Annotated in this window: 29 protein-coding genes; 6 read left to right on the forward strand and 23 right to left on the reverse strand. The window is 60.4% G+C overall.

Going from position 1 to position 24,527, the window contains the following annotated elements; translation table 11 throughout:
• Positions 1-15 precede the first annotated feature (15 nt).
• The 13 genes from fliP to flgF form a co-directional block, all read right to left on the reverse strand.
• A complete protein-coding gene (gene fliP / locus FBZ99_RS12235) occupies positions 16-774 on the reverse strand; it encodes a flagellar type III secretion system pore protein FliP (RefSeq protein WP_162748776.1) in 759 nt (252 codons plus the stop codon).
• Positions 771-1,265: a flagellar basal body-associated FliL family protein gene (locus FBZ99_RS12240; protein ID WP_113332083.1), complete on the reverse strand. Its 495-nt coding sequence runs from the start codon at positions 1,263-1,265 to the stop codon at positions 771-773. Before FBZ99_RS12240 ends, fliP begins: the two co-directional genes overlap by 4 nt.
• 24 nt (positions 1,266-1,289) lie before the next feature.
• Positions 1,290-2,003 carry a flagellar basal body L-ring protein FlgH gene (gene flgH, locus FBZ99_RS12245; protein WP_092709116.1) on the reverse strand — a complete coding sequence of 238 codons (714 nt, stop codon included), beginning with the start codon at positions 2,001-2,003 and terminating at the stop codon, positions 1,290-1,292.
• Positions 2,000-2,530 (reverse strand): MotE family protein, encoded by a 531-nt coding sequence (locus FBZ99_RS12250; protein ID WP_113332082.1) that lies wholly within the window; start codon positions 2,528-2,530, stop codon positions 2,000-2,002. Before FBZ99_RS12250 ends, flgH begins: the two co-directional genes overlap by 4 nt.
• Entirely contained in the window at positions 2,527-3,645 is a 1,119-nt protein-coding gene (locus FBZ99_RS12255; RefSeq protein ID WP_069611314.1) for a flagellar basal body P-ring protein FlgI, read from the reverse strand. The genes FBZ99_RS12250 and FBZ99_RS12255 overlap by 4 nt, the downstream gene beginning before the upstream one ends.
• Positions 3,642-4,127, reverse strand: coding sequence for a flagellar basal body P-ring formation chaperone FlgA (flgA, locus tag FBZ99_RS12260; protein WP_371865506.1), 486 nt, complete (start codon positions 4,125-4,127; stop codon positions 3,642-3,644). Before flgA ends, FBZ99_RS12255 begins: the two co-directional genes overlap by 4 nt.
• Positions 4,128-4,161: 34 nt before the next feature.
• Positions 4,162-4,950 (reverse strand): flagellar basal-body rod protein FlgG, encoded by a 789-nt coding sequence (gene flgG, locus FBZ99_RS12265; RefSeq protein ID WP_092709105.1) that lies wholly within the window; start codon positions 4,948-4,950, stop codon positions 4,162-4,164.
• 97 nt (positions 4,951-5,047) lie between these two features.
• The gene (locus FBZ99_RS12270) at positions 5,048-5,398 is read right to left on the reverse strand and encodes a flagellar hook-basal body complex protein FliE (protein WP_113332081.1); all 351 of its coding nucleotides are present in this window, start codon (positions 5,396-5,398) and stop codon (positions 5,048-5,050) included.
• On the reverse strand, positions 5,395-5,811 hold the full coding sequence (gene flgC, locus FBZ99_RS12275; RefSeq protein ID WP_069611310.1) for a flagellar basal body rod protein FlgC: 417 nt from the start codon (positions 5,809-5,811) through the stop codon (positions 5,395-5,397). Before flgC ends, FBZ99_RS12270 begins: the two co-directional genes overlap by 4 nt.
• Before the next feature lie 16 nt (positions 5,812-5,827).
• Positions 5,828-6,220 carry a flagellar basal body rod protein FlgB gene (gene flgB, locus FBZ99_RS12280; RefSeq protein WP_069611309.1) on the reverse strand — a complete coding sequence of 131 codons (393 nt, stop codon included), beginning with the start codon at positions 6,218-6,220 and terminating at the stop codon, positions 5,828-5,830.
• 119 nt (positions 6,221-6,339) lie between these two features.
• Complete coding sequence (locus FBZ99_RS12285) at positions 6,340-6,885, reverse strand: flagellar protein (RefSeq protein ID WP_113332080.1); 546 nt, start codon at positions 6,883-6,885, stop codon at positions 6,340-6,342.
• 85 nt (positions 6,886-6,970) lie between these two features.
• Positions 6,971-8,356: a flagellar protein export ATPase FliI gene (fliI, locus tag FBZ99_RS12290; protein WP_145633335.1), complete on the reverse strand. Its 1,386-nt coding sequence runs from the start codon at positions 8,354-8,356 to the stop codon at positions 6,971-6,973.
• A gap of 12 nt (positions 8,357-8,368) precedes the next feature.
• The gene (gene flgF, locus FBZ99_RS12295; protein ID WP_113332078.1) at positions 8,369-9,103 is read right to left on the reverse strand and encodes a flagellar basal-body rod protein FlgF; all 735 of its coding nucleotides are present in this window, start codon (positions 9,101-9,103) and stop codon (positions 8,369-8,371) included.
• 223 nt (positions 9,104-9,326) lie between these two features.
• Here flgF and motA point away from each other — a divergent pair, with 223 nt between their 5' ends.
• From motA to FBZ99_RS12325, 6 genes are all read left to right on the forward strand, one after another.
• Positions 9,327-10,199, forward strand: a complete 873-nt coding sequence (gene motA, locus FBZ99_RS12300; protein ID WP_069611305.1) for a flagellar motor stator protein MotA — start codon at positions 9,327-9,329, stop codon at positions 10,197-10,199.
• A 2-nt stretch (positions 10,200-10,201) separates the two neighbouring features.
• Positions 10,202-11,149, forward strand: coding sequence for a FliM/FliN family flagellar motor switch protein (locus FBZ99_RS12305; protein WP_371864870.1), 948 nt, complete (start codon positions 10,202-10,204; stop codon positions 11,147-11,149).
• 63 nt (positions 11,150-11,212) lie between these two features.
• Positions 11,213-11,743 (forward strand): flagellar motor switch protein FliN, encoded by a 531-nt coding sequence (gene fliN, locus FBZ99_RS12310; RefSeq protein WP_113332076.1) that lies wholly within the window; start codon positions 11,213-11,215, stop codon positions 11,741-11,743.
• Between the two features lie 50 nt (positions 11,744-11,793).
• The gene (gene fliG, locus FBZ99_RS12315) at positions 11,794-12,837 is read left to right on the forward strand and encodes a flagellar motor switch protein FliG (protein WP_069611302.1); all 1,044 of its coding nucleotides are present in this window, start codon (positions 11,794-11,796) and stop codon (positions 12,835-12,837) included.
• A gap of 93 nt (positions 12,838-12,930) precedes the next feature.
• Positions 12,931-14,010, forward strand: coding sequence for a flagellar biosynthesis protein FlhB (flhB, locus tag FBZ99_RS12320; protein WP_113332074.1), 1,080 nt, complete (start codon positions 12,931-12,933; stop codon positions 14,008-14,010).
• A 5-nt stretch (positions 14,011-14,015) separates the two neighbouring features.
• Complete coding sequence (locus tag FBZ99_RS12325; RefSeq protein ID WP_092709076.1) at positions 14,016-14,456, forward strand: hypothetical protein; 441 nt, start codon at positions 14,016-14,018, stop codon at positions 14,454-14,456.
• Between the two features lie 143 nt (positions 14,457-14,599).
• On the opposite strand, the gene visR is transcribed toward FBZ99_RS12325, so the two are convergent.
• The 10 genes from visR to FBZ99_RS12375 form a co-directional block, all read right to left on the reverse strand.
• Positions 14,600-15,346: a transcriptional regulator VisR gene (gene visR, locus FBZ99_RS12330; RefSeq protein WP_371864866.1), complete on the reverse strand. Its 747-nt coding sequence runs from the start codon at positions 15,344-15,346 to the stop codon at positions 14,600-14,602.
• A gap of 11 nt (positions 15,347-15,357) precedes the next feature.
• The gene (visN, locus tag FBZ99_RS12335) at positions 15,358-16,095 is read right to left on the reverse strand and encodes a transcriptional regulator VisN (protein WP_113332073.1); all 738 of its coding nucleotides are present in this window, start codon (positions 16,093-16,095) and stop codon (positions 15,358-15,360) included.
• A 520-nt stretch (positions 16,096-16,615) separates the two neighbouring features.
• The gene (gene fliF / locus FBZ99_RS12340; RefSeq protein WP_113332072.1) at positions 16,616-18,292 is read right to left on the reverse strand and encodes a flagellar basal-body MS-ring/collar protein FliF; all 1,677 of its coding nucleotides are present in this window, start codon (positions 18,290-18,292) and stop codon (positions 16,616-16,618) included.
• A 168-nt stretch (positions 18,293-18,460) separates the two neighbouring features.
• A complete protein-coding gene (gene cheT / locus FBZ99_RS12345; protein ID WP_113332071.1) occupies positions 18,461-18,862 on the reverse strand; it encodes a chemotaxis protein CheT in 402 nt (133 codons plus the stop codon).
• A 16-nt stretch (positions 18,863-18,878) separates the two neighbouring features.
• On the reverse strand, positions 18,879-19,433 hold the full coding sequence (gene cheD, locus FBZ99_RS12350; protein WP_095433934.1) for a chemoreceptor glutamine deamidase CheD: 555 nt from the start codon (positions 19,431-19,433) through the stop codon (positions 18,879-18,881).
• Positions 19,430-19,819 (reverse strand): response regulator, encoded by a 390-nt coding sequence (locus tag FBZ99_RS12355; protein WP_095433933.1) that lies wholly within the window; start codon positions 19,817-19,819, stop codon positions 19,430-19,432. Before FBZ99_RS12355 ends, cheD begins: the two co-directional genes overlap by 4 nt.
• Positions 19,819-20,862 (reverse strand): protein-glutamate O-methylesterase CheB, encoded by a 1,044-nt coding sequence (cheB, locus tag FBZ99_RS12360; RefSeq protein ID WP_113332070.1) that lies wholly within the window; start codon positions 20,860-20,862, stop codon positions 19,819-19,821. The genes FBZ99_RS12355 and cheB overlap by 1 nt, the downstream gene beginning before the upstream one ends.
• Positions 20,859-21,767 carry a protein-glutamate O-methyltransferase CheR gene (gene cheR / locus FBZ99_RS12365; protein WP_113332069.1) on the reverse strand — a complete coding sequence of 303 codons (909 nt, stop codon included), beginning with the start codon at positions 21,765-21,767 and terminating at the stop codon, positions 20,859-20,861. The genes cheB and cheR overlap by 4 nt, the downstream gene beginning before the upstream one ends.
• Positions 21,764-22,231 (reverse strand): chemotaxis protein CheW, encoded by a 468-nt coding sequence (locus FBZ99_RS12370; protein ID WP_113332068.1) that lies wholly within the window; start codon positions 22,229-22,231, stop codon positions 21,764-21,766. The genes cheR and FBZ99_RS12370 overlap by 4 nt, the downstream gene beginning before the upstream one ends.
• A 4-nt stretch (positions 22,232-22,235) precedes the next feature.
• Positions 22,236-24,521, reverse strand: a complete 2,286-nt coding sequence (locus FBZ99_RS12375; protein WP_113332067.1) for a chemotaxis protein CheA — start codon at positions 24,519-24,521, stop codon at positions 22,236-22,238.
• Between the last annotated feature and the right edge of the window lie 6 nt (positions 24,522-24,527).

Here is a 24,527-nt window from a genome sequence, read left to right on the forward strand (position 1 = left end):
CTTCCGCTCATAATATCAGTGGAAAGAGCGGACCAGGCTGCCGACCAGAAGGTTCCAGCCGTCGATCAGCACAAAAAAGAGAATCTTGAACGGCAGAGAGATCGAGGTTGGCGGCAGCATCATCATGCCCATCGCCATGACGATGGTCGAAACGATCAGGTCGATGACCAGAAACGGCAGGACCACAAGGAAACCGATTTCGAAGCCTCGGCGAATTTCCGAGATCATGAAGGCCGGGATCAGCACGCGATAATCGATCTTGTTGTCGACCACCGTCGTCTGGCCGCGTTCCTGTGCGAGGTCGACGAAAAGCTTCAGGTCCTTGTCGCGCGTATTGTTGGACATGAAGGTGCGGAAGGGCTCGGCGATGCGCTGCACTGCGTCCGCTTCCGAAATCTGATTGGCCAGCAGCGGCTGCACGCCATCCTTCCAGGCCTGATCGAAGGTCGGCGACATGACGTAGAAAGTCATGAAAAGGGCGAGGCTCAGCAGGATCATGTTCGACGGCGTCGTCGCAAGGCCCATGCCGGTGCGCAGGATCGAAAAGGCGATGATGAAGCGCGGAAAGCTCGTCACCATGATCAGGATACCCGGCGCGATCGACAGGATCGTCAGAAGCCCGAAGGTACGGATGATCCAGGCGGCAACCGAGCCGTTGACCGGCGCGTTCAGAAGATCGGTCGGAAGCTGCTGCGACAATTGCTGCGCCGCCGCCAGCTCAGGCGACAAGACAGCAATCACGAATATAAATAGAGCAAGTGCTGGTCGACTCATTCGATCACGAAAGTTCTGAAGATAACTTTCGATACTCGTCCTTCCGAGCGCAGGTCAACACGCTCCTGAATGTCATCCCTAAGATATTGCAGGCCCCGTGCACCTTCGATCTGCTGCAAGGAAACCGTGCGGATATAAGCCAGGATATCCTGATGGATCGCCTGGGCGAGCTGTGCGTCCGGCGGCCCCTTGAAAACCAGCGCAAGCTCCAGCCTGATCCAGCTCTGCGAGGGATAAGCGAGATTGGTGGTGATCGGATCGAGCGCAACGATGCCGTTTGCCTGGGCGGCTGCCGCAGCCTGCTTGCTGTCGCCGCCGGCCTTTGCAATCGCCTGCACGGCCGCAGTGGCCTCCTTGATCCGCGGCGCCACCATGGTTCCCAGGACCCAGCCGCCGCCGCCGCCGAGCACGGTCAGCACCAGTAGCCCGACAATCATCATGATCATCGGCGATCCCTTGCCCTTTGCCGGTTCGTCTGCGGCTGCTGCCATATTCCCTATCCGTTCACTGTCAAATCAGAGCGGCGAGAGCAGGTCGACGGCCTGCTGCCCCCTCGGCGGCTGCTGTATTTCCGTCAGGCGGCCACGGCCGCCATAGGAGATGCGCGCCTCGGCGATCTTGTCGTAGGAAATGGTATTCTCGGAGGTGACGTCTTGCGGCCGGACGATGCCGGCGACGTTGAGAATGCGGATTTCCTGGTTCATGCGCACTTCCTGCGAACCGCTGATCATCAGGTTGCCGTTTTCGAGAATGCCCGTTACGACAGCTGCGACCAGAAGGTTGATCTGCTCGGAACGCTGCATCTTGCCTTTGCTGTCGGTGCTGGTGTCAGAGCCTGAAGTCGCGTCAGCATTGGTGCTTGGCTGCCAGCCAAAGATCTTGGCGGTGATGTTCCAGTTCATATCGCTCTTGTTCGTGCGATTGCGATTGGTCTCGTTATCCCAATTCGCCTTGTCATTGATCTGGATCGTAACAGTCAGGATGTCGCCGACATTGAGTGCACGCGCATCCTTGAACAGGGCGGCCTGCGAATCATTCCAGAGCGAATAGCCCTGCGCGACTTGATGGGGCCGCTTCGGATACTGCGACATCTGCGGCGTCTGCGCATATTGCAGGCCGCTGCCGATCGGACTCATGGCAGGCGCCCTGCCGATTTCCTTGAGGGCCTGCGACTGGCAACCGGCGAGGAAGACGACGATTGCGCAGGCGGCCGTAAGACGCGTGTTCATGAGGGGTCCTTCGACTTCGATGTATTCGGGTCGGATGCGCTGGCGATGATATTGGTGATCATGGCCGCCTTCTTCGCATCCATTTCCGCCAGGATCAGGCTCGACTGGCGCGCAGAAAGCTTCATGATGATGGCTGCGGCAGTTACGGTCCTGACATCGTTGAGGCTTGCCGCTGCGGCATCCGGCTTCATGTTCTTGTAGATATCGACCAGGCCGAGATCGGCCGTCTTGAGGAAGTCGTCGCGCTTTTTCAGCCAATCCTCATATTCGGCCTTGCGCTTGTCCATGGTGGCAATGCGCTGATCGACATCCGCCTGCAGCTTTTCCAATTCCTGCTTTTGCAGCAGATAGCGCTGGTCTCGAGCCGGATCGGCGATATTGGTGCAGAACTGGCGGATCTCGTCCTGGCTCGAAGCTGGATCGGCGACCGGCTTCGGCGCCTCTTGCGCCGCGGCCGTCGTCAGCGACAACAGCGCGGCGAGGCTGGCGGTGATCAGCATTTTTCTGGCAATGGCGGTCGAGATCATTGCAATACGAGCTCCGCTTGCAGGGCGCCGGCCGACTTGATGCCTTGCAGGATGGCGATGATGCCGTCCGGCTTGACGCCGATATTGTTGAGGCCGGAGACCAGCGTCTTCAGATCAGGCCCTTCCAGCACGGCCACGCGGCCGCCGCTCTTGGTGGCAGTGATATCGGTCTGATCCTGGATCGCCGTCTGGCCGTCCGAGAAGGGTTCCGGCTGGATCACCTGCGGGTTCTCGCTCACCTGCACGGTCAGCGTTCCGTAGCTGACGGCGACCGGCGAGACGCGGACATCGGCACCAATGACGATCGTTCCGGTGCGCTCGTTGATGACGACCTTGGCCGGCGTATCGGTCTGAACGTTGAGATTTTCGATGTCGGCCATCAGCCGCGTCAGATCCGCCATCTTCGGCTTGGCGATCGTCACCTCCTGTGAATCCTTGGCTTCTGCGATCGGCGCACCGAAACGCGAGGTCGCCCAGGTATTGACCGTATCGGCGATGCGAATCGAGGTGGAGAAGTCCGGATTGCGCAGTTGCAGGACCAGGTTAACGGAATCCTTGAAGCGCGACGGCAGTTCGCGCTCGATGATGGCGCCGCCGGGCACGCGGCCAGCCGTCGTGACACCTTCGGTCACCGTGGCGGCGGCGCCCTGCGCCTGGAAACCGGATACGATGACCGAGCCCTGCGCCACGGCATAGATCTGCCCGTCGGCGCCGCTCAGAGAAGTCATGATCAGCGTGCCGCCGCGCAGCGACGTCGCATCGCCGAGCGAGCTGACCGTCACGTCGATGCGACTGCCCGGGCTTGCAAAGGGCGGCAGGTTCGCCGTCACCATGACGGCGGCGGTGTTCTTGGCGGCAGACTGGCCACCCTGCGTCGAGATGCCGAGGTTCTGCAGCATCGCGCGCATAGACTGTTCGGTGAATGGCGAGGAACGCAGACCGTCGCCGGTCCCCTGGAGACCGACGATCAGGCCGTAGCCGATCAGCTGATTGTCGCGGCCGGATTGCAGCGAGGCAATATCCTTGATGCGCGATTGCATCGCGAGAGCCGGATCGGCCGCGATCAGGCTCGGCAATGCGAACAGGATTGCGAGTAGTTGACGAAGCCGTTTCATTTCGCGACCACGCGGATCGTACCGTTTTGCAGGACCGTGCCGTTCACGATGATGCCGGAGTCCATGTTGCGGGCGCGGACGTTATCGCCGACGGCGCCATCATCCAGCGGCGTGCCGGCCGCCGTGATCGTCATGGTACCCATGCTCATCACCAGACGGACATTGGAGCCGCGCGTTACCGCATAGGGCTGGCGCAGCGCGGAGATGGAAATCGTGCGGCCGGGAAGAAGCGTGCGCTTCGACACCAGACCGGTGACCTCGCGGAGCCGCTTGGCATAGTCGCCGCTCAGGTTTGGATTGGTGACCTCGACCTCCTCGAGCTGGCCGCTGCTGATGATATCGCCCGGATAGATCGTCTCGGTCGGCACCACGGCAGTTCCGAGGCTGGAGCCGTCGGCACTCATTGCGCCGGCCGGCGCAGCCGACGCGAATACGACGGAGAGGCTCGCTGCGGCGAACCATGCCATTGCCAAGCTTTTCATCCGGCGAAACCTCATGTTCGGCCCGTCCCTCTTGCTACTTCAGGTTCTTGCTGACGATCTGCGCCATTTCGTCGGCCGTCGTAATGACCTTCGAATTCATCTCGTAGGCGCGTTGCGCAGTGATCAGATCGGTGATTTCCTTGACCGGATCGACATTCGACGATTCCAGATAGTTTTGCTTCAGATAGGCAAAGCCGTTCTGGTTCGGATCGGAGACGACGGGATCGCCGGAGGCAGGCGTCTGCGTGAAGAGGTTGCTGCCCATCGGCTGCAGGCCGGCTTCATTGACGAAATTGGCGATCTGCAGCTGGCCGAGTACAGTCGGCGTGGTCGCCGTGCCGATGATCGCCGACACCTGGCCGGATTGGCTGATGGTGAGGCTGCTGGCATTGTTCGGGATCGTGATGCCAGGCTCCAATACGTTGCCATCGGGGGTGACGATCTGGCCGGTGTCGCTCTTGTTGAAGGAGCCGGCGCGGGTATATGCGGTCGTGCCGTCGGGCATCTGGATCTGGAACCAGCCGCGACCGACGAGGGCTACGTCGAGCTCGTTCTGGGTCTGCGACAGCTCGCCCTGCACCTGGATGTTGCGCACGGCTACGGTCTGAACGCCGAGGCCGATGTTAGCGCCTTCCGGCACGACTGCCTGGTTCGGCCTGTTGGCGATGCCCTTGGCGCGCTCGGTCTGGTAGAGAAGGTCGGAAAACTCGGCGCGCGAGCGCTTGTAACCCGTCGTATTGATGTTCGCGATGTTGTTCGCGATCACTTCGAGATTGGTCTGCTGGGCGTCCATGCCCGTCGCGGCAATTGCGAGCGCTCTCATGCTTTCGTCCTTCGAGCCAGGGCGGAACCTTCGAAACCGCGAAGCGGCCTGCGAACAACTCACGCCAAATCAATTAATTAGAGCGGGAAACCCCGCGCTAGATCTGCATCTTCGTAATATCGAGGAACGCCGAGACCACCTTGTCGCGCAGTGCGATCGCGGTCTGCAGGGTCTGATCGGCCTGCATGACCTTGTCGACGACTTCGCGGGTACTCATCGTGCCCTTGATGCCGGCGAAGGAGGCGTTTTCGGCGTCCTTCAGCGAGTTGATGGAATCCTTCGCGACATTCGACATGACCGACGCGAAGCTCATTCCGGCATCCGCGCCCGCAGCGACGGCCGGCGAGGCATTCAGGGCGCTGGAAGCGGCGGAGGTCAGATCCGTGGCGATGCTGCCGAGGCCGCGGGTCGCCGAAAGAGAGGCTACATTCTTAACCGAGTCGATCATTGGTTCTTCAGCAGATCAATAGTGGAGGAAATGAGATCACGGGCCTGTCTGACCGTCTGCAGATTGGCCTCGTAGGAACGGTTGGCCTCCCGCATATCGGCCATCTCGACGAGAATGTTGACGTTGGGCATCTTGACGTAGCCCTTTTGGTCGGCGGCCGGATTACTGGGATCGTATTCTTCGACGAATTTGCCCGTGTCCTCGCCGAGCTTCTTGACGCCGACCGTGGTGACGCCGTTAGCGCGATCCATCTCGGCGCCGAAGGTCACGGTCTTGCGCCGATAGGGATCGGCACCCGGCGTATCGCCCGTCGAACGGGCGTTGGCGATATTTTCGGAGACAATGCGCAGACGAGTCGATTGAGCCTCCAGGCCGGAGCCCGCAATCTTCAATGCGGCTGATAAAGGGTCCATGACATCTTCACTTCATCTATTGTTTTACGGTCATCAACATCATGCGATGAAAGGAGCCGACGAGAGCGGTGTTCAAGCTGTACTGGCGCTTGATTTCACCGGCCTTGGCGAGCTCGTCTTCCAGGCCGACGGTGTTACCCGACTCCTGGACACCAATTTCCTGATTGAGCGGCGCTTCCTCCACGTTGACGTTGCCGCTCGTGCTGAATTCGCTGCCCGAAAGATGCGCGGGATTGGTCCGGACCATACCGACGTTCTGGTTGTCCAGAACGGCCTGGAATGGCGTGACATCCTTGGCGTGAAACTTCGGCGTATTGGCATTGGCGATATTGCCGGCAACAACCTGCTGACGTACCTGGAGCCACTCGGCTTGCCGCGAGGCCAGGTCAAAGAGCTGAATGGGTTGCATGGGCTTCTCTCCGTTCTTACACTGTGAATCTAGCGGGATAATCTTGCGTGGGACTTGCGAGAAATGCGTTCCTGTAAAGTCTTCGAAGTGCCTGAAATCCAGGCGATTCCGGGTTTTCCTCAATTGTTGCCGTAGACATCGCCCGTCGAGGTGACGATGACCCATTTTCCCTCTCGCTGTTCGATCGAGGCCAACCGGCTGTTGTCGGGCAAAAGCGATCCGACGCGCACGACATACATGCCGGTGCCGTCCTCGATCAGCGCGCGGCCATTGGCGACATGCAGCAGCTGGAAGGCGGACTTGCCGGGGAACGGCTGCTGATCGGCCGGCGGCCCCTTGTCCTCCTCACGGCCGGCATTGCTGACCGTCGCCGTCGTCAGCGGATCGGGAATCAAATCTTTCGGCTCGGAGGGATTCTTGTTCACCATGGCGAGCGGCGACACGCTGACGATGGTGCGGCCAGGCCAGTTCGGAAGATCGCGGGTGCGATCGCCTTCGGCCACCTGAATGCCGAATTTGTCCGGGTTCAGAAAGACGTACCAGGGGAAGAAGGCAGAGGCACCGGCAAGCGCCAGTCCAGTAAAGGCCAGAGCCTTGTCCGTAACGGTTCGCCTTCTCGCCGATTTCGGCGGGGCGACCGGTTCGTCAGCGTCGGATTCTTTCACTTCTGGTCCCTTTTTAGGCATGACATTCGGCGATATCCGGCAGATTGCGGACAAGGAAAAATCGAGGTAGTGCTGTGCCCAACCATCACTTGGCTCTGGCGGGGACACCGCTCGAAGCGTTTCTGAGAGCCGTCGCAAGATCGGTGAAGGCATCCACCGACGGCTCTTCACCCGGGGTCTGCTTCAGTATGTCGTAGATGATCGGTACCTGACGCACGGCGATGTCGAGATCGGCGTCGCTGCCCTGGCGATAGCCGCCGATCAGGCGCAGATCGCGCGTCTCCTCGTAGCGGTGCACCAGCGCCTTCAGGCGGGACACCAGTTTTTCCTGATCGGAAGTCCAGGCCTTGCGGGCAAGACGCGATACGGATGCCAATGGATCGATCGGCGGGTAACGCCCTTCTTCGGCAAGGCTGCGCTGCAGGACGATGTGACCGTCGAGAATGCCGCGGGTGGAATCGGCGATCGGATCGTTGTGGTTGTCGCCATCGACGAGGATGGAGATGATCGCGGTGATGGTGCCGGTGCCTTCCGGTCCGGGGCCTGCCCGCTCGAGAAGGCGCGGCAATTCGGTGAAGACGGACGCTGGATATCCGCGTGCGATCGGCGGCTCGCCGGAGGCAGTGGCCACTTCGCGGATGGCATGGGCGAAACGGGTGACGCTGTCGACGATCAGGAGAACGTTGTCGCCCTTGTCGCGGAAATGTTCGGCGATTGTGATGGCCGAAAGCGGCGCCATCTTGCGCAGCATCGGGCTCTCGTCGCTGGTCGCAACGACGGCGACCGACTTCTGCATGTGGGAACCGAGCGTATCCTCGATAAACTCACGCACTTCGCGGCCGCGTTCGCCGACGAGCGCAATCACCACCTTGTCGAAGGCTTCGGCCCTCGCCAGCATCGACAGCAGCGTCGACTTGCCGACGCCGGAGCCGGCAAAGATGCCGAGGCGTTGTCCCAGGCAGAGCGGCGAGAAGATATCGATGGCACGCACGCCGGTCTTGAAGCCGGTTTCGACGCGCTTTCGCGTCATCGAAGGCGGAGCCGTATTGGAGATTGGGCGTGCTTCCAGACCCGTTGTCAGCGGCCCCAACCCATCGATCGGCTCGCCGAGCGAGTTGATCGTGCGGCCGCACCAGCTGTCATCGGGTGCGATACGGAAGGCGCCCTTGCGGATGATGGTATCCTGGATGCCGATCGGCTCGCCGGGTTCGATCGGACAGACATAGGTGAGATCCGGTTCGACGCGGACGACCTCGCCGAGGTGGATGCCCGTCTGCGACCGATGCGCAACGAAATCGCCGAGACGCACCTGCCTGGAAAGGCCGGCAACCGTATAGTGTCCGGCAGCGATGGTGCGCACATGACCACCATGGGCCACGGCATTCTCCGCCATCGCATATTGGCCCGCCAGAAGGGCCATATGCGAAAGCTTCGGCGATATTGCGCCCTCCGGCAACCGATCCTCGACCATGACAAGCCCTCTTTACTGGCTGCCGCCGAGGGTCTTGATGGCATCGGTGAGCGTGCCTTCACTGCTGCTGGTGAGCGTGCTGATATTGTCGAAGGCGCGGCTGACCTCGATCAGATTGGTCATTTCCCGCATGCCGTTGACGTTGGAATTTTCGAGATAGCCCTGGGCGATGCCGATGTTCGAGCGGTCGATGACCGCCTGTGGCGCATCGGTCGGCAGGATGCCGCTGTTTTCATAGCGCAGGAAGCCCTTGCTGACATCGGCACTATAGAGACCGATCTGGCCCATGCTGCGGCCGTTCTGCATGATGGTCCCGTTCGACGCGACACTCGGCGGGCCACCGGCGGGGTCGAGCTGGATCGGCGCACCGCCAGGATCGAGGACCGGGAAGCCACGCGTGGAAACCAGCGCGCCGCTTTCAGTCATGGTGAAGCGGCCGTCGCGCGTCAGCACCAGGCCAGCCGGCGTGTTCATGCCGAAATAGGCATCGCCCTTGACGGCGAAATCGAAGAGATTGCCGGTGTTCTGAAGTTCGCCATTGTCAGTGGAGAGATAGTCGTTGCCTTGCGAGACGAAGGCGACCTTGGCGTTGAGCTTGTTTTGCGTATTGCTGAGGACCTGATCGAACTTGACCTCGGTACCGCGGAAGCCCGTCGTATTCACGTTGGCCAAATTGTCGGCGATCGTCGTCAGACGCCGCTCGAGCGCCATCTGGGACGACAGCGCGACATAAATACCAGACTGCATTTTCAACGCCCTCCGGACATTGGAGAATAACGGGAAAGGAAACGCCGCCGGCGCTCCTACATTTCGTTAGCGGGGCATGGATGCCCTTACCCGCCATCCTGCAGGGCTTGGCTTGTGCGAAGCTGACAAGGCAAAAAGGATGTTCGGAGACCCATCGAACAGCCTCACGCAAGGCAGGTCCCCTAGTTCATCGTATGAAGCAACGTTCAGGTGTGGACCGACGATGAATATTATTATCGGATTTGTAGTGACCTGCGGCTGCATCATAGGCAGCTTTATGGCTATGGGCGGAGACGTAGGCGCGCTGTTCCAGCCCTTCGAATTTGTCATTATCGCAGGCGCCGGTCTCGGCGGCTTCATTATGGCCAATCCGATGAAGGTGGTGAAGGATTCGGGCAAGGCGCTCGGAGAGGCCTTCCGCCATGCGGTTCCCAAGGAGCGCGACTATCTCGACACGCTCGGCGTGCTCTATGCTCTGATGCGCGATCTGCGCACCAAGTCGCGCAACGAGATCGAAGCCCATATCGACAATCCCGACGAATCGACGATCTTCAAGGCCGCTCCGACGGTTCTGAAGAACAAGGATCTGACCGCCTTCATCTGCGACTATGTCCGCCTCATCATCATCGGCAACGCCCGCTCGCACGAGATCGAGGCGCTGATGGACGAAGAGCTCGACACGATGCAGCACGACAAGATGAAGCCCTATCATTCGATCACGATCATGGGCGATTCCTTCCCGGCGATCGGTATCGTCGCCGCCGTTCTCGGCGTCATCAAGGCGATGAGCCACATCAACGAATCACCGGAAGTGCTCGGCCACCTCATCGGCTCGGCGCTGGTCGGCACCTTCCTCGGCATCATCCTGTCCTATTCCGTCTGCGCACCGCTGGTTTCCCAGATCAAGGTCGTGCGCAACAAGCAGCATCGCCTCTACGTCATCGTGAAGCAGACGCTGCTTGCCTACATGAACGGATCGGTGCCGCAGGTCGCACTCGAATACGGCCGCAAGACCATCTCCTCCTATGAGCGCCCCTCGATCGACGCCGTCGAGCAGGAAATGATGAACCCCGGCGGTGAAAGCAAGGCAGCCTGACGATCATGAGCCAGCAATCCGCGCATAGGGCACAGACGATGGACCGCACCCTTTTTGCCAAGCTCACCGGCAATCTCGGCGATCAGGCAACACTTGCGAAACTCGGCACCGCCTTCGCCCAGGTTTATGCCGAATTCCTGCCCGACATCATCAAGACCGAGACAGGCCTGGATATCAACGTCGCCTATGCCGGCTGCCAGTCCGGTTCGATGAACGAGCTGATCGCCAAGCTGGGCGGCAACCACGCACTGGTCAACGGTTCGCTGCGCAACTGGGCCCCGAACTTCATCCTCGGCTGCGGCGCCGGCTTCATCATGACGCTGATGGAGCATATGCTTGGCGCGCGCGCCGAAGATATGGAAGCGCCGGTCGCGCGCCCGCTTTCGGTGATCGAACTCGATCTTTCCGTCATGGTGTTCGAAAAGATCGCCAAAGTGCTTCGCTCGGCGGTGAATGCTGCCGGCGGTTTCGAGCCCTACCTCGATCCGCCCTACAATATCGAGGATCGCCCGGTTGCCATCGGTGACAACGGTAACGACTTTGCCGCTGCGATCACGATGACGATCTCGCTCGGCAAATCGATTTCCCATATCGTCATCATCGTACCGCAACGGGATCTGCTGCGCACCGTCGTCAGCACGCCTCGCGCCAAGAACCCGACCGCCGCTTCCCAGGCATGGTCGGAGCAGCTCAGCGAGCAGGTCCGCCGCTCGCAGGTGACGCTTGAGGCGCGAATTCGGCTCGAATCGCTGACGCTCGACACCATTTCCAAGCTTGCGGTTGGCGATATCATTCCTTTCATGGACACGGGCGATGTCCGCGTCGAAGTCAGCGCCAACAACAAAGACCTTTACATCTGCGAATTCGGCCGCTCTGGCGAAAATTATACGGTGCGCGTCAAGGACAACGTCAATTCCGACGACGAGCTTCTCAGACACTTGATGAATTGATCGGCTGGCGCGTGGCCCCGCACACGGCAGCTTGAGGCAAGTTTCAACTGGAATAGTGATTTCATGGCTACGAAGACGACACAGCAAAGCAGCGAGGAATCGCTGGAGATTTCAAACAGCGACGCCGCCTTAGATGAGGCCATCGATGGTCTGCGCGGCGTCCTGAAGAAAGACAATGAAGGCGGTCTGCCCGATTTCGAGGCCGACGCATTCGGCGCGCAAACAGGCACGGATCTCTCCACCTTCGGCGATTTCGGGGACGACAACTCCGCTCCAGCCTTCGATGACGGCGAGTTCGGCGGCGTGTCTGCGGCACCGGCTGCCCCCGGCAGCGCGCTCACTGCGAATATGGACCTGATCATGGATATCCCGATCGACGTCCAGATCGTGCTCGGCAGCAGCCGCATGCCGGTGTCCGGCCTGATGAACCTGGCCGAGGGCGCAATCATCGCACTGGACAAGAAGATCGGCGAACCGGTCGAAATTACCGTGAACGGCCGCAAGATCGGCCGGGGCGAGATTACCGTTCTGGAACATGACGACACCAGATTCGGCATCAAGCTCACTGAAATTTATAACGCGAAGAAAAGCTGAACCCGGCTCAGGATGAGCCCACTCCCCCTGGCGGGACGGAGACGAAGACCATGATGGACTTTGACGATTTCAGCGGCGCGATCGCCGAGAAACCGTTATCTCAGACTGAAAAGGCAGCCGCCGTCCTTCTCGCCATGGGCAAGCAAGTGGCGGGACGGCTGCTGAAATACTTCACGCAGGCCGAGCTGCAGATGATCATCGCCTCAGCGCAATCACTGCGGGTTATTCCGCCGGACGAGCTGGCACAGCTCGTCGCGGAATTCGAAGACCTCTTCACCGAGGGCGCCGGCCTCATGGACAACGCCAAGGCCATCGAGAGCATTCTCGAAGAGGGCCTGACACCGGACGAGGTCGACAGCCTGCTTGGCCGTCGCACGGCGTTCCAGGCCTACGAGACATCCATCTGGGATCGCCTGGGCGAGGCCGATCCGGTCTTCGTCGCCAAGTTCTTCCTGCGCGAGCATCCTCAGACGATCGCCTATGTGCTTTCCATGATGCCTTCGGCCTTCGGCGCGAAGATCCTGCTGCAGCTCCCCGAAGCCCAGCGCGCCGACATCATGAACCGCACCGTCAATATCAAGGACGTCAGCCCCAAGGCTGCCCAGATAATCGAAAACCGCGTTCTCGGGCTGATGGCTGAGATCGACGCCGAACGCAACGCGTCCGGTTCCACGAAGGTTGCCGATCTGATGAACGAACTCGACAAGCCGGTGGTCGATACGCTGCTGAGTTCGCTGGAATCGATCAACAAGGAATCGGTCGAGAAGGTTCGCCCGAAGATCTTCCTCTTCGACGATCTCACCCGTATGCCGCAGCCGAGCCGCGTCCTGCTGCTCAACGACATCGCCGCCGACATCCTGACGATGGCGCTGCGGGGATCCGGCAACGAGATCCGCGAGATCGTGCTGTCCTCGATCAGCCCGCGTCAGCGCCGCATGATCGAATCCGACCTGCAGATGGGCAATGCCGGCATAAACCCGCGCGAAATCGCGATTGCCCGGCGTGCCATCGCCCAGGAAGCCATTCGTCTGGCCAACTCCGGCCAGATCGAGCTCAAGACCAAGGAAAATACGCCTGTGGAAGAAGCGGCGTAAACGCGGCGCGACTCAGCTAAAACATCATAGACTGACAAGCTATGGGCCGCGCATGATGCGCGGCCTCTTTCCGTTTCGCAGAGGGCGGCTGCTTTGGCTGACGAAGACAAGGACAGTAAAACAGAAAAACCGACGGAGAAAAAACTCCGCGATACGATCGAGAAGGGCAATGTCCCTCACTCCAGGGAAGCAACGCTCTTTGCTTCCATGCTCGCGACCGTCATCTACGTCACCTTCTTTCTCCCCGAACGCATGGGCCGCATGGGCGAGGTTCTGCGCGATCTCTTCGAAAAGCCGGATCAATGGCAGCTGGAGACAGGCCCCGACGCCATCTCGCTGTTTACGCGCATAGGCTGGGAAGTCGGCAACATGGTGCTGCCGGCGGTCGTGCTCTTCTTCGTCTTCGGGATCGGCGCCTCGATCTTCCAGAACCTGCCTACCCCCGTTCTCGAACGAATCAGGCCACAGTTTTCGCGCATATCGCCGGCGAAAGGTTTCACGCGCATCTTCAGCGCGACCGGCATGGTGGAATTTGGCAAATCCCTCGCAAAAATCGTGCTGGTCAGCATCGTCATGTTTTTCGTGCTGCGCAGCCAGTACTTCCATGCGATGGATTCGATGGTGTCCGACCCGCAGACCATCTTCGTGCGTCTGTCGACGATCGTTCAGCGCATCCTGATCATCGTGCTGATGGCGACCGTCGTCGTCGGTGTTGCCGACCTGTTGTGGAGCCGGCATCACTGGTTCGACCAATTGAAGATGACGAAGCAGGAGGTCAAGGACGAGCACAAGCAGTCGCAGGGTGACCCGATCGTCAAGTCTCGCCAGCGCTCGATCGCGCGCGACCGCGCCCGCCGCCGCATGATGAAGCAGGTGCCGCGCGCCACCCTCGTCATCGCCAACCCGACTCACTTCGCCGTCGCACTTCGCTATGTGCGCGAGGAAAACGACGCCCCTGTCGTCGTCGCCAAAGGCCAGGACCTGATTGCTCTGAAAATCAGGGAGATAGCCGAGGCCAACAATATTCCCGTTTTCGAAGACCCGCCGCTCGCGCGCTCCATGTTTGCGCAAGTCTCGGTTGATAGCGTCATACCGTCAGTATTTTACAAGGCTGTCGCAGAACTCATCCATCGGATCTATGCCGCGCAGTCGAATAGAAAACGGGTACGATAAACCAAATGAAAAAATGCCCCTACTCTGCCCAGCGTGAACAAATACTAGCCGAAGCCATCAGCCCGGTCGCAAGCGAGCTGCGCCTCCTCGATGCCGCCGATCTGATCTCGCTGCTGCGCTTCGAACGATATGGCAACCTCGCTGACCTCGTCGCCTCGGCCGCAGAGCTCTATTTTCTTCCCGGCACGGTCAATTTCGGGCTCGGCGGCGACTACAAGCTCGATTGGGGCGGGCCGGCGGAAGTGACGCTCGATCTGGAGATCAAGCCGCGGGGCGTTACCATCTATGCCAAGCTTTCGCTGGCGGAGCACCATGCGGGCATCGAGATCAACCACATTGCCTTCGACAAGGCCTCCGTCGATCCCGACGAGAACACGGCGCTGCTCGCCCGCAGCCTAAGGGACGCGCGTTACGTCGTCCGCGGCGAGGCCGCACACGCATTCTGAGGAATTCCTTTTTCAAAAATCGGCAAAGTGATTCGCGAGAGCGGCGTGCATCCGGCAGAAACCGGAACGCCGCTCAATTCATTTGTTCAGCAAGGTGTCGCAGGTGATTTCGTCTTGCGGCAGTGCCCCAAGGCGCCGCTATCTCAGCTTATGTAGCCGAAGCGGATCGCCTTCGCGATGGCCTGGATGCGGTTGACGCTGTCGAGCTTGATCGTCGCCGATCCGAGATAAGCGTTGACGGTATGCACCGACAATCCAAGCTTGTCGGCAATCTCTTCGCTGATGCGCCCGTCGCCGGCAAGCTGCAGGCAGGCGATTTCGCGCTCGCTCAGCGCTTCGGCCGCCTGTGAACGGCGCTCATCCAGCGACAGGAGCTGCATCATGATCTGGCAACTGCGGCCGTGCAGCTCGACGATCATATCGCTCGAGAGATCCATGAACTTGGCCGTAAAGACGGTGTAGCCGTTGCCGACGGCGCCGAGCCGCACGGGAAAGGCGGCGCCGGCAAAAGGCAGGAGATGCGGCTTCAGGCGCTGCGTGAAGACGGCAAAATCCGGCGTCTCGGCGGTGCTGTCGCTGTCGCGCCCGTTCCACATCAGCGGCAGCAGCGATTTGTCGATATGCTCGATCAGTGCTTCGCCATAGGCCTCCACAAAGGATTTGCCGACGACGGAGTTGGCCGAGCCCCAATTATCGAGTTCGCATACCAGGCGCTGCTTATGCGGCAGGCCGGAGCCGTGCAGGCGATAAACGGCAAAATGCTGCGCGTCGATCAGCTTTTGCATCGATACCAGCTTCGGGAACAGATCGGAGCGGCCGGAGATCCGTCCGGAACGGGTAAGCCGTGATTCGCCCGGCATATCCGTCGTCCTGTCTGGCTGATAGCGCATCCGGTCGGCCCTTAAACGAGATTATTGCGCACTGCAAAGGCGATAGCCTCCGAGCGGGTCTTGGTGGCGGTCTTGCGCATGACGCTGGTAATATAGTTGTTGATGGTATTGCGCGAGATCCCGAGGATCATCGCGATCTCATCGCTCGTCTTGCCTTCGGCGATCCAGAACAGGCATTCCAGCTCGCGCTCGGTCAGATCGAAATCGCGCTCCAGCTTGCCCTCGAAGCAACGCGTGGAACTGGCGAGATAGCCGGCCAGGAGGCCGACATCCCTCAACCGCTCGGGCAGAAGCACCGCCGCTTCGCTCGCCAGCAGCAGCAGGGAGAAGCGGGTGCGACCGACATTGAACGTCAAGGCATGATATTGCCGGCCCACACCGTCAGGCAGCGAGACATCATCGGGAAGCAGCGCCAGGCTTGGCTGAAACAGCGCCATGCACTTTTCAAGCTCGCCGATGCGGCCATAACCGCTTGTCAGCTCCGTTGCCAGACGCCGGACGAGATCGAAGGGCCAATCGGAGGAAATCACGAAGTCGAGCCCGCTTTCCTGGATGAGATCGGACCTGACAAGAAGATAATGGGAGGCGCCGGCGTAGCTCGCCAAGGCGTGAAGGCCGGCTTGAAGATAGGCAGGGCCTGAAACGGCATTCAGCTGCAGAATGAGCTGCTCGCGCGACATAGCTCCGGCGGACGCGATCGATCGCGCATCCCTATCGCCTTTGCTCATCTGCGATATCTGCATGTCCATACTTGCATTTCCTGCCGCTGTTGGACGATCGGCCGTCAACGAGAGCATTGTTCCGTCAGAACCCAATCCCTTCACCTCAGAGAATCGGCAGCGAATCTCGACGAGGCATCGAAGCCGGATCTTTCTCTACCGCGACCCAACACTTCCGGCGGATACGGATGGATGGGCGCATGTCTCATCCCTGAATTCGACACCCGCAATCGCACCGGCGCGCACTGCCGCAAGCACGATCTACGAATCATGAGCTAATTTCCCGCTCCGGAATCTACAAACTTAAAACATGCGAAACGCGGAAAACGATGGTCGATTCGCTCGGAATACACAGTTGTTACGCAATAGATACAGTATTTGTAAGTCGATTCTTTATACCCAGCAACCGTATATCCATTGAAATTCCATCTTACGAACACGTCAATTCGGCTAGCCGCGACTAATTGATCACAGGTGGCATCGACAATGATGCAAGTTCAAATGTCATCCCCTGGATAGAAAAAGGACCGGGAATTTCCCGGTCCTTTTGTCAGGCGGCCTGGTCGACGGCCCATTTTCTGAGGATCTTTGCAGCGCGTTCTTCGCTGATTTCCACCATGCGGGACAGGCGGCGCTCCGGCCCTTCCTTGACGCGGCGGTTGAAGGTTCCGCCATCGTCGCCCATCGTCAGCAGGTCGTCGGTGCTGTCGAAGCCGAAGTCCGAGCCGAAGCCGTCCATCAGTGCCGCGCCGGGGCCGCCGACCGCCGGCGCGAAATCCGGCAATTCCAGGCCCGCTGCTTCCGGAAGAGCCGTGCTACTGGACGAGCCGCCGAGCGAGCGGATCAGCGGACGGAAGCCCATCCAGACGATCAGGAAGGCGACCGCGACGAAGGCCAGCGAGTTGATGATGCCAGCCATGTTGCGGCTCAACATATCGGTAATGCTGAAGCTGGAGGATGTGTCTTCAAGCAGCTGGTTGTCGAGGAAGTCCATGGCATTGACGGTAACGATGTCGCCGCGGGCCGGATCAACGCCTGCAGCGGTGGCGACGATCTTCTGCATTTCCGCAATATAGGCGTCGATCTTGGCCTGATCAGCGCCCTGGCCGACCATTTGCGCGATGCGGCCCTTATTGACCACCACGGCGACGGACAGTTTTTCGATCTTGTAGCTGGTGCGGGTCGTGGCCGTCGTCTTGCTGTTGATTTCGTAGTTGGTCTGCTCCTCGCGCTTGTCGGACTGATCGTTCGACGTCGGCGTGTTGCCGCCGGATTGCGGGGCCGCCTGCGGAATATTCTGCTCCACGGTCGCGGCGCTGTCGGGCTGGCTCTGCTGCGACTTCTGCGCTTCCTTCACGGTGCGGACGGAGCGTTCGACCTTCGAGTCCGGATCGTATGTGGTTTCCTGCACCTGCTGGCTGTCGGTATTCAGCTGTGCCGTCACACTGGAGCGGAAATTATCCATGCCGAGGAAGGGCGCCAAGGCCTTATCGATGTTGGATTCGACTTCGCTCTGCACGTTCTGCACGATGCCGAGATTGCGGCTGAGAGCGCCGTTGCCGGGATCGTCGCCCGATGCGAGCAACTGGCCCGTGGAGTCGAGGATCGTTACATCATCGACCTCCAGGCCAGGAACGGCTGACGCGACGAGGTGGCGGATAGCCGAAGCCGATTTGCGGGCAGCTTCCGCACTCGCGCGGATCATGACGGATGCCGTCGGCTTCTGATCCGCCTTCCGGAAATTGCCGACATCCTGCATGACGATATGGACGCGGGCGGCGCTGATGCCGGCGATCGAGGTGATGGTGCGGCTGATTTCGCCCTCGAGGGCACGGACGCGGGTGACTTCCTGCATGAAGGAGGTTAGACCGAGCGAACCGACATTGTCGAAGAGCTCATAGCCGGCCTTGCCGCTGGTGGGCAGGCCGCGTTCAGCAAGAAGCGCGCGGGCCTTGCCGGTCATGCCCGCCGGAACGGTCAGGCTGGAGCCATCCGTACCGACCTGGAAATTGATCTTGGCTTCCGCGAGCGCGATGCTGATCTGGTTGAGATCCGTCGCATCCAGGCCGACATACAATGTCTCCTGTGCGGGCTTATTGACATAGAGGGCTGCAAAAAGGATCAGCAGCATGGACACGGCGCCCACGCCCCCCAGGATCATCAGCCGCGTTCTCCCGAGATTCTGAAGATTCCGAAGCAGGGGAACTAATTGATTTAACAGATTCATTCTGTTCTCGCACGATTCGTCAAAGACCTGATGGCTTTGTGCTATGCGGCGAAAATAGAAATCGAAACTTGTGCGAACGTTTCGTCCGGCCAGAAGAGCCCAGGAAAAAGCCGGGAAGAAATGCAGGAGATTATATAAGAAAAACAGTATCTATTGCTGACGACGCGGTCAGAAGAAATCGAAATCGCCGGCAGCCTTTGCCATGGGTTGGGCCATGGTCTGCGAATGCGCGTGAAAACCGCCGCCGCCGAGCGCCTTTTGCATCTCCGTCAGCTTGACCAGGCTCAGCGCCGTCGCGAGATCCACCGTCCAGCCCTCGGGCATGGTGCCGGCAATGGTATCGATGAATTCGGCGATGCCGCGCGTCTTCTGCACGGCGAGATCAATACCCTGGACGACCTTCATGGCCTCCGGCGAGGCCAGTATATTGGCGTCGCTGATGTCAAGCAGCTGGGGCTCGATGCGTTCGATCAGATAGGCGATGTCATGCAATTCGGAAACGATGCGCAGAAGGATAGCCGGAAGCGTCTCCTCGATGGCAGCCGTCTCAACGCGCTGGAAGGGGGTCATGCGCTTGCCTCGTTGATCAGAAAAATTCGATCGTGTTGTCAACCGGCTTCGGAGCAATGACCGGACGCTGCTCCAGCGCCACGGTCTTCTGTGTCTCGGCGCCGGTCAGCGGATATTGCCTGGCCCTTCCGGAGATTGGCCAATATTCGATCTTGCGCCCGTGTTCGCCGCCGGTGCTGGAGCTGACGACCGGGATGCCTTCGTCTTTCAGAAATTGCATGGCAAAGACCGCGTTCTGCTCGCCGACATTGGAGAAGGTCGCGATCGTCTTGGCGCCGCCGAAAACTTTCGCCTCGAGCCGGTCACGCCTTGCGCCCTTCTTCAGGAGGCCGTTGATCAAAAGTTCCATCAGGTGCACGCCGTAACGCGTCGCATCGCCGCCGCTCATCGGCGAGTTCGCCATTCCCGGAAGAAGGAAATGGTTCATCCCGCCAACGCCAGCGATGGGATCGCGCAGGCAAGCCGCCACGCAAGAGCCGAGAATGGTCGTCAGCACCACTTCGGGATCGCTGATGACCTTGTACTCGCCCTGAATAATATGCACGCGGCGGGCAGCACCTTCGACGATCATTTTAGAGCTCCGAAGACGGCCTCGATGGCAGCTTTCATCTTTTCGATGGTAAAGGGCTTGGCGAGCACGTTGTTGGCACCGAGCTGCGCCGCCTTCTGAACCAGCGCACGGTCGCCCTGCGCCGTCAGGATGATGAAGGCCGCCTTCTTGGTCGTCGGGTTGGTGCGCACCGCCTGCAGGAGGCCGAGCCCGTCCATCTTCGGCATGTTGAAATCGGAGATGACGAGATGATGCGGCTGCTGCTGCATGATCTTCATCCCCTGCTCACCGTCGCCGGCAGCCGTGATCTGCTTGAATCCGAGCTGCGTCAGCGCATCGCTCAGCAGCAGGCGGCTGGTGACCTGATCGTCAACGATCAGAACTTTGATTTTCTCCGCTAGAGACATTATTCGCTCCCTTCCTTTCGGGCGGCTGTGGCTTTCAAAATTTCCTCGCCAATGGCGTTCAGCGGAAACTGCTGTTCGACTGCACCAAGCTCGTGGGCGACCCTCGGCATACCGTAGACCACGCAGGTCTTCTCGTTCTGCCCGATGGTGCGCGCGCCGGCATGGCGCATCTTGAGGAGACCGGCGGCGCCGTCGCGCCCCATGCCGGTCAGGATCACGCCGACGGCATTGCGGCCTGCCAGTTCGGCAACCGAATCAAAAAGCACGTCGACGGAAGGGCGATGGCCGTTCACCGGCCCGCCGTCTACCAGACGGCAATGGGGGGCGGATGCATTGGCGACCCTGAGGTGCCTTTCGCCGCCCGGCGCCAGATAGATTTTGCCGATTTCGAGCCGCGCACCATCGGTCGCCTCCTGGACGACCGGGGCGCAGAGGCGATTCAGGCGCTCGGCGAAGCTGCGCGTGAAGGTCGGCGGCATATGCTGCGTGATGACCGTCGGCGGACAATTGACCGGGAACTTCTGCAAGACGTTGATCAGCGCCTCGACGCCGCCGGTGGAGGAACCGATCGCGACGATCTTGCGGCCCACACGGAAATCCGCGACGGCCGGCGGCTGCGCGCGCTGGGCGGCGGGCTTCACATATTGACGTTGAGAGCGGGCAGCCGCCTTTACCTTCTCTGCCAGATCGCCGAAGGGATGCGGCTCGCCCGGGGACGGCTTTCCGACGCAATCGAACGCACCGATTTCGAGCGCGGCAAGCGTCGCATCGGCGCCGCGATGGGTCATCGTGGAAACCATGATGACGGGCATGGGCCTGAGCGTCATGATCTTTTCCAGGAATTCGAGGCCGTTCATGTTCGGCATCTCGATATCGAGCGTGACGACATCCGGATTGAGCGCCTTGATGGCGGCGCGCGCTTCCATCGCATCGCCGGCCTGGCCGATGACATCGACCTCTGGATCGGCACGCAGGACGGCGGTGATCAGGCCGCGCATCGTCGGGGAGTCATCGACCACGAGAACACGAGCAGGAGAATTCATGGCTTCCTCCCCGCGGTCTTGCCGAGATAGCGATAGGTGGTGATGCCGATATTATCGAAGACGTGCTTGGCCTCGCCGGCGACCCGCTCGGAGTGGCCGATATAGAGATGGCCGGCATCCTGCAGCTGGCCGGCAAAGCGCGTCCAGATCTTCGTCTGCGTCGGCTCGTCGAAGTAGATGACGACGTTGCGGCAGAAGATGACGTCGAACAGGCCCTTGAAGGGCCATTGCCCGAGCAGGTTCAGCTCGTTGAAGGTAATGAGCCGCTTGACGCGATCGTCGATCTGGAATTTGCGGCGGCCCTGGACATTGACTTCCTGGAACCACTGCTTGCGCATGGCCGGAGAAACCGTTTCGAGAGAAGACTCGTCATAGGCACCAGCGCGGGCAAGCCCGAGGATCTTGGGGTCGATATCCGTTGCCAGGATCTTGAAATCGAAATCGGCGACATTCGGCATCAAGGCAAGCACCGTCAGCGCGATCGAGTAAGGCTCCTGCCCGTCAGAACAGGCGGCCGACCAGATGCGCACCCGGCCGCCAGCCTTGGCGCGCGCCAGGAGACCCGGCAGAACCTCGTCGCGCAGATGATCGAAATGATGGTTTTCGCGGAAGAAGCGGGTGAAATTGGTCGTCAGATGCGACAGCATCTCGCGACGCGCCGCACTTCCTGCGGGCGAAGACACCAGCTGGCAGTAGTCGCGGAAGCCGGAGAGCCCCAGCGCGCGGATATGCTTCGACAGCCTGGAATAGACGAGCGATGCCTTGCTCTCATTGAGAGAAATGCCCGCATCCGAATAGATCATGGCGGCGATTTCCGAGAGGTCGCGGCGCGTCAGCGGATATTCGCCGCTCGCCAGCACCTCATCGGGAGACGCCTTGAAATCCATTGCTCCCATCACGCTCATGCAGCCTCGCTTTCGCTTTCAGGGAACAGGGCTTCCAGTTCGATCAGACAGATCATGCGGCGGTCGATCGCCACGATGCCGCGGGCAAACTGCCGCTCGTGATCGGAGGAGACTTCCGGCGTTGGCTGGATGCTGTCGTCGGTGATCGTCAGAATGTCCGATACGGCGTCAACAAGAAGACCGACCACCTTGCGCTTCACTTGCGCGACGATGATCACATGCCGAGCCGTCGGTTCCGCACGCTTCATGCCGAGCCGGGCGGAGAGATCGATGATCGGCAGCACGGCGCCGCGCAGGTTGATGACGCCGAGCATGTAACCGGGCGCATGCGGCATGGCCGTTGCCGGGGTCCAGCCGCGGATTTCACGAACCGACATGATGTCGACGCAGAATTCCTGGTCGCCGATGCGGAAGGCGATCAGCTCGCGATTGCCCTGGCTCAGGCTCTTGACGGCATAGGACATCAACTCACCCCACCGCCGCATAAGACATTTCAGGCTTCAGCGACTGGCCGCGCGAAGCGCCGACCACTGCATCGACGTCAAGGATCAGCGCCACGCGTCCATCGCCGAGGATGGTTGCCGCCGCAATGCCCGGGACATGCGTGTAGTTGGCCTCGAGGCTCTTGATGACGACTTGGCGCTGGCCCTGAATGGCATCGACCATGAGGGCGCGCTGACCGCCGCCTTCCGATTCCACCAGCAGCGCGACGCCTTCGACCGGATTGGCCTGCGTGGCACGGAAATTCAGGATGCGGCCGACATCGACCAGCGGGCAGAAGCTGTTGCGGATCGAGATCAGACGATGGTTCGCACCGAAGGAGTGGATAGCGGACGCTTCGGGCTGCAGCGTTTCGACGATCGCCGTCAGCGGCACGACGAGCGTCTGGCCGGCAACGGTGACCACCATGCCGTCGAGGACTGCGAGCGTCAGCGGCAGGCTCATCGTGAAGACAGAACCCTGCCCCGGCTTGGAGCTGATGTTGATGCGGCCGCCGAGCGCCTGGATCGAGCGCTTGACCACGTCCATGCCGACGCCTCGGCCTGAGATGTCAGAGATCTTGTCGGCGGTCGAGAAGCCCGGCAGGAAGATCAGGTTGTCGACTTCCTCATCCGAAAGATTGGCATCGGCTGCGATCAGGTCGTTATCGATCGCCTTCTGGCGGACTTTCTCGCGGTTGATGCCGGCCCCATCGTCGGCAAGCTCGATGAGGATGCGGCCGGAGCGATGCTTTGCCGTCAGGCGAACGGTGCCTTCCGGGTTCTTGCCGAGTGCCGCGCGTTTTTCCGGCGTTTCGACGCCATGGTCGACCGCATTGCGGATCATGTGGGTGAGCGGCTCGGCAAGCTTGTCGATGACGGTCTTGTCGACTTCGGTGTTCTCGCCCTCGGTGATCAGGCGGATCGACTTGCCGGTCATGTCGGCGATTTCGCGGACGATACGCGACATACGCTGGAAGACCGGCTTCACCGGCTGGGCGCGGATCGCCATGACGCTGTCCTGAATCTCGCGGGTGAGCTGCTGCAGCTCTTCGAGACCCATGTTGATGGAGGATGCGCCGTTGTTGTCGTTCTCGATGACGCTCTGGGAGAGCATCGCCTGATTGATGACAAGCTCGCCGACAAGGTTGATCAGGCGGTCGACACGATCGAGATCGACACGGATGGTCTGGCCGGCGGCGGCAGCGGCGGCACTGTTCTGCGCCGCGGCTGCATTGGAAGCGGCAGCGGCGGCAAGGGCGGCTTCCTTCTTTTCGACGCGTGCGGCAGCGGAGGCGAGCTGCGTGACGTTGCTTGCGGTTTCCGCAGCAGCCACGGCGGCAGCGACGTCGTTTCTCGGCGCGGATGTCTCCTCTATGGTTTCGGCAGCCGGTGCGGCGCCGTCATCGAGGATCGAGAGATCGAAGGGCACCGGTATCATCGGCAATTCTTCGCCACTCGAAGACCCGCCGCTTCCAGCCAGCTGGACATCGAGATCGCAGTCCCATTCAGCAAATTCGAAGACGGTGCGAATGGCGTCTTCGCCCTTGTCCGTCTTAATGGAGATCGCCCATTTGAAATAGGCGCCTTCGGGATCGAGATCGATAAGACCCGGCAGCGCATCCATATCGCAGAAGATATTCATCTCGCCGAGCCGCGAGAGATCGCGCAGCAGCAGCGTCGCATCATTGCCCTTGGCGTAGAGATCGGACCGCGGCTTGAAATTGACTTCATATTCCGGCCTGGCATCGACGGCAGGCTCATCGCTGCCGAAATCGTCGTCGAAGCTGAAGGGAATCGGCTGGAAACCGCTTTCGTCCGTGGGCGCAGGCGCGGCCACGACGGGCTTCGAAGCAACATCGGCAACCGCCGCTGCCGACGGCGCGGGAATATCGCCATTTGCCAGCGCTTCCAGTTCCTTGACGAGGCCGCGGCTGCGCGCCGGATCGACACTGCCGCCATCACGGGCGGCGTTGGTGAGATCCGCCAGCACGTCGGCCGCCTTGAGCATGACCTTCAGGACATCCTGGGTCGGCTCCAGCTTGTTGGATCGAACGCAATCGAGTGTGGTCTCGAAGACGTGGGCGAATGCGACCAGGTCGTCCAGACCGAAGGCCCCTGCCCCACCCTTGATGGAATGAACGGCGCGGAATACGGCATTGACGGTTTCCGGGTCACGGTCGCCATCATTCAATTTCAGGAGACCGGATTCCAGTTCAGCGAGCTGCTCTTCGCACTCCTGGAAGAAAATCTCTTTGATTTCGTTCATATCCATAAGGGG

Origin of the sequence: Rhizobium sp. ERR 1071 (assembly GCF_007828675.1) — a bacterium.
In the GTDB taxonomy this organism is placed as follows: Bacteria; Pseudomonadota; Alphaproteobacteria; order Rhizobiales; family Rhizobiaceae; genus Rhizobium; species Rhizobium dioscoreae.